Annotated in this window: 1 pseudogene; it reads right to left on the minus strand. The window is 67.5% G+C overall.

Going from position 1 to position 437, the window contains the following annotated elements:
• Positions 1–437 (minus strand): annotated as a pseudogene (locus C3481_RS16335) (glycogen debranching enzyme); the annotation flags it as partial.

Here is a 437-nt window from a genome sequence, read left to right on the forward strand (position 1 = left end):
CGCCAGTCCCTCGTCCACCAGCCGGTGGTCGTTGACGAACTGGTGTACGGGCATCAACTCCAGCGCCGTGACCCCCAGCTCCCGCAGGTGTTCGATGATCACGGGGTGCGCCAGCGCCGCGTACGTGCCGCGCAGCTCCTGGGGCAGCCCGGGGTGCAGCATCGTCAGGCCCTTGACGTGCGCCTCGTACATGACGGTCTCGTGATAGTCCGTACGCGGCGGCCGGTCGTCACCCCAGTCGAAATACGGGTTGACGACGACCGAGGCCATCGTGTGCGGCGCCGAGTCCAGGTCGTTGCGGCTGTCCGGCTTGCCGAAGTGATAGCCGTAGACCGCCTCGTCCCAGTCGATGGTGCCGCTGACCGCCCTGGCGTAGGGATCCAGGAGCAGTTTCGCGGAATTGCAGCGGAGACCCTTGGCCGGCTCGTACGGGCCGT

Source organism: Microbacterium sp. Ru50 (genome assembly GCF_002920555.1).
GTDB classification, from domain to species: domain Bacteria; phylum Actinomycetota; class Actinomycetes; order Actinomycetales; family Microbacteriaceae; genus Microbacterium; species Microbacterium arborescens.